We start from the raw sequence: 6941 nt of genomic DNA on the forward strand, positions 1-6941 counted from the left end.
GGTTCACTCCCTGCTCAGAGCAGGAGCTTTCGCGCGGACCGGCAAAACGCCGTGCTCACAGCGACTGATCACCAGCCGTTGAAGATGCCCGCGCCGTCGCCGGCGCTGCTGTCGCCCGAGCCCGCCGCGGCACCGTCACCGGAGCCGTGGCCCGTGCCGCTGCCTGCGCCGTTGCCGCTGCCACCGGTGCAGTTGTTGTTGCCGGTCTGGTCGATGACCGAGGTGGTGGTCACCGAGTCGCCGTTGTGCCCGCCCAGCACGTTGATCTCGGGAAGGACGACCGGCGGCTTGATGTCCTGAGCGGCGGTCGCGACAGCGGCGCCGATTCCGTTCACGGCAACCGGGACCTGCGGCTTCGGCACAGCGATGCACTGGCCGACGTTGTTCAGCGAGCCGTTGCCGAGGCTGGTGTCGCCGACGTGGACGAGGTTGTTGTGCCCACCGTGCAGGTGGTGCGCGCCGTCCGGGTAGTCACCGGCGGGCTCGCCCTGCGCCGAGGCCATACCGGTGAGCATGAACAGGCCGCCCGCAACTCCGACGGCGACCGTGCCAATCTTCTTCAGCACTTCTACTGCTCCTTGATGTTGCGCGCACCGCGAGAAGTCCGAATAACGCAATGGCGACGCGATGCGCTACTGAAACGTGATTCGACTCCGTGAGAGTCGATAACCGCCCGACGAGCCGGAACCTTAGTGAGTTCGGCGCGCACTGAGCAAATGCGACACGGCCGGGGCGGTGCTCGAAACGAGGTGAAGCATTTTGTTCGAATACGCACCGCGTTCTTGGCCGGAGCGATATGTCCCCCAATAGAATGAATCGCCACGTACGTGAGATCAGAGCGGAGATTGAGATTGCGTCAGGTTTCGTCGGCGACCGGCTTTGACATGCGGCTTTGGGTCGACGAGACGGTGACGGTTGCGACGTCACACAATCCGGGCCTCGGGAAAAGGTCCTGTTACGACTCGCCCGGGTCGCCGGGTCTCCCGATGGGGTGAATCTGCTCGCTCAGCGGATGATCGGCGCGCTCACCAGTTCCAGCACCGTGATGTCCGGCGCCGCGCCGACCCGCACCGGCGGACCCCAGAAACCCGCTCCGTTGGTCACATACAGCCAGGTGTCGTCCACCTTGGACAGACCAGACACGGCGGGCTGCGCCAGTCCGACGACGTGGTGGAACGGGTACAGCTGCCCGCCGTGGGTGTGCCCCGACAGCTGCAGGTCCACGCCCGCCCGGGCCGCGTCCGTGACCTGGACCGGCTGGTGGGCCAGCAAAACAGCCGGTTTGGTCTCGTCCCGGCCGCGCAGGGCGCCCACCACGTCCGGAGCGTCGTCGAACGCCTTGCCGGTGACGTCGGTGATGCCCGCGAGGTCGAATGTCCTGCCCGCCCGTGTGATCTGGGTGCGGGTGTTGCGGAGGTAGTGCAGGCCGAGCCGTTCCAGCTCGGTGATCCACTGCTGGTGGCCGGAGTAGTACTCGTGGTTCCCGGTCACGAAGAACGTGCCTTCGCGCGACACCAGGTCGCGCAGCGGCTCCGCGGCGTGGCCCAGGTCCTCCACCGTGCCGTCGGCCAGGTCGCCGACCATGGCCACCAGGTCCGGCTGCGTCTCGTTGATCATCCGGACCAGCCGCTCGGTGTGCGCCCGGCCGAGGATCGGACCGACGTGGATGTCGCTGACCACCGCGATCCGCAAACCCGTGAAAGCCGGGTCGAGCCTGCGGATCGGCACCGTGAAGCGCTTGACCTCGGGAGCGCTCAAAGCAGAGACCATGCCCGCGCCGACCGTCGCCGGGGCCGCGACCGCCGCCACGACCGCCGCGCCGCGGGCCAGGAACAGCCTGCGGCCCTCGTCGGTGGCCTCTGCCTTCGGCCGCCGGTTCGCCACGAAGCGCGGAATCTCCAGGACCAGCAAGACGACGAACAGATAGAACAGCACGGCGAACCACAGGTACCCGGGCCACACGATCCAGCGGGCCGCGTCGATCCCGATCCGCCGCGGCAGCACCAGGGCGGCGATCAGCAGCGAAGCCAGGACCGCGAACGCGATGGTGCCTGCTCTCCGGAACCGCGGGGTCCGGGCGACGTCGAGCACCAGGCGCTTCCACACGTAGATGTGGAGGACCGCGACGACCAGCAGCGCCAAGAGGAGGAAGACCACTCCCTCAGCCTACGGATTCAGCCTACGGATTGATCTCGAAGGGACGGTGGCTGAGCAGACTCGGGTCTTTGGCCACGGCGACGAGATCTTCCTTGCGGCCGTGGGTGACGAAGTGGCTCAGGTCGACCAGCACGAACAGCGCCCGCGCGCGCACCGCCACCGGGCCGTCGGGGGCGTCGAGGCGGCCGTCGGCGCTGACGTAGATCTTGCGACCGGCGATGCCGTCGAGGTGGGCGTCGATGAACAGCGTGGTGCCCACCGGGACCGGCCGCAGGAAGCTGGTCTCCAGCTTCGCGGTGACCGCGGGCGCCCGCAGCAGGTTGCCCACCGTCGTACCCAGCGCCTCGTCGAAGGCGCAGGCCAGCAGCCCGCCGTGGGCCAGGCCCGGCGCACCCTGGTGGGCCTCGGTGACGGTGAACTGGGACAGGATCGTGTGGCCGTCGCCCACGGTGGCCCGCAGGTGCAGGCCGTCGTCGGCCTGGTCGCCGCAGCCGAAGCAGTGGGCGTAGTGCGGCGGGAGGTCGGTGCCCGGCTCGGGGGCGTCCTCGTGCCGCTGCGGCATGTCGGTCTCCACAGGCGGCCACGGCTCAGGTACACGGGTCATGTCCCGAGCGTAAGCCGGGCGTCCTCTGTGGCCTGGCACACGGGGTGCGCAGACGACCACCGCCGAAGCCGTGAGCGCTTCGGCGGTGGCCTCCTGGAGGAAAGTTCTAGGCGGCTTCTGCGGAAAGAGTTCGCCACTTGTCCCAGGACAGGGCCCAGTCGTAGTAGTCGCCGTCCTGCGCGCCGAGTTGCTGGGTGCTGCCGACGATCTCCACCGGGTCGCCAGGAAGAACCGTGTCGAAGTAGAGCTTCGCGTTGGCGGGGGCCAGGTTGATGCAGCCGTGCGAGACGTTCTGCTTGCCCTGCGCCCAGATCGAGGGGGCGTAGCCGTGGATGAACTCGCCGTTGTTGGAGATGCGGACCGCCCACGGCACGACCACGTTCTCGTAGTTGTACTTCGGGTTCGTCATCCCGTAGCTGGCGTGCTTGCTCATCACCACGTGCGTGCCGCTCTTGGTGACCCGCCCGGGGTCGGACTCGAGGCCGAAGCTGGCGGGGAAGTCGTGCGTCTGCCCGGCCTCGGTCTTCACGACCATCCGGTGCGTCTGGGTGTTGCCCACGACGACCTGGTAGCGGCCGATGGTGAACGTCGACGTCACGTCGTTGCGGCCGTAGGCGCCGTTGCCGAAGGCGATGCCGTAGGTGTCGGCCTTCACGGTGACCTTGGTGCCCGGCTTCCAGTACTCCTTGGGCCGCCAGTGCGCCGATCGGTCGCTGAGCCAGGCCCACGCGCCCTCGGTGTCGATCGAGGTCTCGACGGTCAGCGCCTTCTGCACGGCCGCCCGGTCTTTCACCGGTGCGTCGAAGGTGAGCGCGATCGGCATCGCGACGCCGTAGGTCTGGCCGTCGCCGGTGTTCAGGCCGGCCTTGATCTGGCTCTTCGGCTTGACGGTGGTGAAGGAACCGGAAAGCGGGACGCTCTTGCCGTCGGCGCCCATGGCCGAGCCGGACCAGGTGTAGGTCTTGGCGTAGCCGAGGTCTTCGCCGACCTTCCACGACTTCTTGTCCGCGGCCGGCTCTCCCTTGACCTGCTTGCCATCCGGGTTGGTGAGCGCGACCTTTTCCAGGGTGCCGTCGGCGACGCTGACCGCGATCGGCTCGCCGGGGCCGACGTCCTTGGCGCCCGAGACGGGGCTGACGGTGATCTTGGCCGATTCAGGCTGCTCGACCAGGCCGCCGCCACCCGAGGTGGCCGTGCCCACGCCGGTCGTCGTGCAGCCGGTCAGGGCGAGGACCGCGACCAGTCCGGCACTCACCAGCGTGGCGGGAATCCACCGTCTCCCAGAGTGTTTCGTCCCGCCCATGTCGCTTCCCTTCCCCCTGTGCCCCTTGACACCCATTACGACGCTGTAGTGGGCCGCGAAGTTGGCTGAACAAGGGTGTGACTCGCGTCACATCGGTTGCTTTTGGTGGGAGTTTTATGGGCGGTCGACAGATGTTCGGAGCGTGTTGGTGTAGATCACCCGCTTGGGCTAGCGGGGTGCCCGTCAGGCAGTAGTGCGGCCCCTGACATCTCGATATTCTTTGCCTTGCAGGCCGTAGCTTCTGTGTTCGTGCTTTCCACGCTCGCGGAACGACAACGCGGGCGCGCTGCTTTCGTCGGACTGGGCGGGAGCACCGCCCGAGGGCGGCCCGGGGCTGCATGGTGCAGCCCCAAGCTCCTGCGATGGAGGCAGGTTTTATGGCACAGGGCACAGTCAAGTGGTTCAACGCCGAGAAGGGCTTCGGATTCATCGCGCAGGATGATGGCGGCGCCGATGTCTTCGTGCACTACTCGGAGATTCAGTCCAAGGGATTCCGGTCCCTTGAGGAGAACCAGCGCGTCGAGTTCGAGGTCGGCCAGGGCACCAAGGGCCCGCAGGCAACGAACGTCGTCCCGATCTAGTCCTCTTCACCCACGAGAGCCCCGGTCGCCCACGACCGGGGCTCTCGTGCGTGTGTGGGTGTCAGGACCGCTGCAGTTGCTGCGACTCCCACTCCAGGCGCTGCATGACCCATTCCTGGGCGAGCGCCATCGGGGACGTCTGGCGGTAGGCCGCGAGTTCACGCAGCTGCTCGTTCGCGATGAGGGACAAGCGCAGCTGGTAGACCTCGGCGCTGCCGAACCGGCGGCCGGTGGCCGTCGTCTCGTTGTCCGACTCGGGGGAGAGAGCCGCGAGGTAGTTCTCCAGCTCTACGTCGGGCAGGAGTTCCTCACTCTGCTCGCGGTGCGGGGGACGGTGGCGTCCCGTGGTGGTGCCGACCGCCTTGAGGTCGGTACGGCTGCGTCCGAAAGAGGGAAAAGGCACCGGGAGAGGATAACGAATCGGTTGCGGCGGCGCCTCCTCTGTGAGGGTCGACACATCACCCGATCAAGTGAACACCCCATGTCATGCCGCTGACCTGCGGACATGGAGAGGCCCCCGCGCCAGGGGGAGAAACGCGGGGGCCGGAGGGGATCTCCACAGGCGCTGACCGGGGGTATGTCAGCAAGTCGATTGTTGCACGCGCACTCGTCCAGCGGGAGGGGCAAGGTGGGAAAATTCGAGGGAAAATGTTCACCTGAAGTTCGCCTTGCGCAGCGGTAAATCTCGCGGTAAGCAACCCGTGCGGGGGAGCGATCAGGCCGTGACCTGGTAACCCGCTTCGGTCACCGCGGCCACGACATCGTCGCGCTCCAGTTCCGCGGCACTGGTGACTGTCACGGCGCCGCTCGCCAAATCGACCGCGACGTCGGTGACGCCCTCGATTCCGGTGAGCTCCTCGGTGACCGAACTGGCGCAGTGGCCGCACGTCATGCCGGTGACGGTGTAGGCGGTCTGAACAGACACGGGCGGAATCCTCTCGACGGTGGTGGTCCTCGCAGGCAACAATACCCCTAGGGGGTAAAGGTTTACATGAGTGGGGCCCGGTTGGGCTGATCGGGTGATCCCAAGGTCGGTGACCTACTGCCCGAACTCGGCAGGGATCAAGAAAATCGATCACGTTCGGCTACCCGGTGTGGAGTCGGTTCACTCTCCGGGGGGCTGTGACCGGGGCGAGATCTCTCATAGCCTCACGCCAAACAATTCGGGGAGGCGATATGAGCGGGTCACTCGAAGTGCGGTCCTTCCTTCTCCAGCAGGACAGCCTCGGCACGTCCGGCCAATTCTCGACAGGAGTGCCTGCGCCGCGGTCCGGCGACTCGGCACGCGTGTCCGACGAGCAGGTGCGGCGGGCCAGGCTGGCTGTCGCGCGCGGCTCGATCGACGCCGACGACTGCCGTGAGCTGCTCGAAATGCTCGGACTCGTGGAAGGTGACGACGGCCTGCCCGCCGTCCGCCGGTAGTCGCCGACCCCGGCCGCGCGCGGACCACGGTCAGCGCGCGGCCGATGTCAATGACGTCCCGGTAAATTGTGAGCGCCATTCAGTTCCGAATTCCAGATCGATTTCGTCGATCTTGCCCACGCGTCCGGAAAACGCCCCGCGCGGACATGATCGACAATTTCGAGCGCTTTCCCTTCGGAGGTTCTGGGCCCAGCTGCCTCCCTCTGTGGGCGGCGCTCGGGGTGCGACACGGGCTCCGCGGCCACGATCGCGGCCCGCGGGCCGCAGGCCGGGCTTGATCGGCTCCGCAGCGGCTCAAAACTATCGTTTGCGCAGCTCAGGGCCATAATGGATAACCCGTTTTGGAGGACCCGGGGGGTGTGCCCTAAGCTATCCATGCTCCCAGCGAATACCAGCCAAGCAGAACCGGTAGCCTCTGGAAGCGCAGTCGATCGGTCCGCCCGAGCGGTCGGGCTCCCATCGTCTAGCGGCCTAGGACTCCGCCCTTTCAAGGCGGCAGCGCGGGTTCGAATCCCGTTGGGAGTACGCAGTAGCTAGTGCAGTCGCAGTACACTGTTGATCAGAAGAGCAGTAGAGCAAGGCCCAGTGGCGCAGTTGGTTAGCGCGTCGCCCTGTCACGGCGAAGGTCGCGGGTTCGAGTCCCGTCAGGGTCGCTTCAGCGGAGCACCTCCGCTTGGCCAGGTAGCTCAGTTGGTATGAGCGACCGCCTGAAAAGCGGTAGGTCGGCGGTTCGATCCCGCCCCTGGCCACCGGTTCTGCCAGCAAGAACGCGACGTTCTTGTCGACCAGCCCATGAAATAGCCCAGGTTAGGTCAGAGAAGCTTCACGAATTCTGTGGAGGTGAGACCGGCCTGGCGGATGATCGAACCGAGAG

8 protein-coding genes and 3 tRNA genes are annotated in these 6941 nt (G+C 66.7%); 5 read left to right on the top strand and 6 right to left on the bottom strand.

Annotated features, from left to right (window positions below):
* Positions 1-68: 68 nt before the first annotated feature.
* The 4 genes from ACRDSQ_RS24490 to ACRDSQ_RS24505 form a co-directional block, all read right to left on the bottom strand.
* The gene (locus ACRDSQ_RS24490) at positions 69-566 is read right to left on the bottom strand and encodes a hypothetical protein (RefSeq protein ID WP_431424319.1); all 498 of its coding nucleotides are present in this window, start codon (positions 564-566) and stop codon (positions 69-71) included.
* Positions 567-1005: 439 nt separating this feature from the next.
* Complete coding sequence (locus tag ACRDSQ_RS24495) at positions 1006-2157, bottom strand: metallophosphoesterase (protein ID WP_431424320.1); 1152 nt, start codon at positions 2155-2157, stop codon at positions 1006-1008.
* A gap of 22 nt (positions 2158-2179) precedes the next feature.
* A complete protein-coding gene (locus tag ACRDSQ_RS24500; protein WP_431424321.1) occupies positions 2180-2761 on the bottom strand; it encodes a PaaI family thioesterase in 582 nt (193 codons plus the stop codon).
* A gap of 106 nt (positions 2762-2867) precedes the next feature.
* Positions 2868-4064: a L,D-transpeptidase gene (locus tag ACRDSQ_RS24505; protein WP_431424322.1), complete on the bottom strand. Its 1197-nt coding sequence runs from the start codon at positions 4062-4064 to the stop codon at positions 2868-2870.
* 377 nt (positions 4065-4441) lie between these two features.
* Between ACRDSQ_RS24505 and ACRDSQ_RS24510 the strand changes: the two genes are divergently transcribed.
* A complete protein-coding gene (locus ACRDSQ_RS24510; protein WP_431424323.1) occupies positions 4442-4645 on the top strand; it encodes a cold-shock protein in 204 nt (67 codons plus the stop codon).
* Between the two features lie 61 nt (positions 4646-4706).
* On the opposite strand, the gene ACRDSQ_RS24515 is transcribed toward ACRDSQ_RS24510, so the two are convergent.
* Complete coding sequence (locus tag ACRDSQ_RS24515) at positions 4707-5048, bottom strand: hypothetical protein (protein ID WP_431424324.1); 342 nt, start codon at positions 5046-5048, stop codon at positions 4707-4709.
* A gap of 312 nt (positions 5049-5360) precedes the next feature.
* Complete coding sequence (locus tag ACRDSQ_RS24520) at positions 5361-5570, bottom strand: heavy-metal-associated domain-containing protein (RefSeq protein WP_431424325.1); 210 nt, start codon at positions 5568-5570, stop codon at positions 5361-5363.
* A gap of 251 nt (positions 5571-5821) precedes the next feature.
* Between ACRDSQ_RS24520 and ACRDSQ_RS24525 the strand changes: the two genes are divergently transcribed.
* The 4 genes from ACRDSQ_RS24525 (at position 5822) to ACRDSQ_RS24540 (ending at position 6816) form a co-directional block, all read left to right on the top strand.
* Positions 5822-6067, top strand: a complete 246-nt coding sequence (locus ACRDSQ_RS24525) for a hypothetical protein (protein WP_091376024.1) — start codon at positions 5822-5824, stop codon at positions 6065-6067.
* A 452-nt stretch (positions 6068-6519) separates the two neighbouring features.
* Positions 6520-6592 (top strand) — tRNA-Glu (locus ACRDSQ_RS24530).
* 54 nt (positions 6593-6646) lie between these two features.
* Positions 6647-6720, top strand: a tRNA-Asp gene (locus ACRDSQ_RS24535).
* A 22-nt stretch (positions 6721-6742) separates the two neighbouring features.
* Positions 6743-6816, top strand: a tRNA-Phe gene (locus ACRDSQ_RS24540).
* Positions 6817-6941 lie beyond the last annotated feature (125 nt).

Origin of the sequence: Actinokineospora sp., assembly GCF_050699995.1 — a bacterium.
Lineage (GTDB): Bacteria > Actinomycetota > Actinomycetes > Mycobacteriales > Pseudonocardiaceae > Actinokineospora.

What these genes read in the sequence shown, in the direction of transcription:
- ACRDSQ_RS24500 (WP_431424321.1), bottom strand. Translation starts at nt 2,761, where the DNA reads ATGACCCGTGTACCTGAGCCGTGGCCGCCTGTGGAGACCGACATGCCG.
- ACRDSQ_RS24505 (WP_431424322.1), bottom strand. Translation starts at nt 4,064, where the DNA reads ATGGGCGGGACGAAACACTCTGGGAGACGGTGGATTCCCGCCACGCTG.
- ACRDSQ_RS24510 (WP_431424323.1), top strand. Translation starts at nt 4,442, where the DNA reads ATGGCACAGGGCACAGTCAAGTGGTTCAACGCCGAGAAGGGCTTCGGA.
- ACRDSQ_RS24525 (WP_091376024.1), top strand. Translation starts at nt 5,822, where the DNA reads ATGAGCGGGTCACTCGAAGTGCGGTCCTTCCTTCTCCAGCAGGACAGC.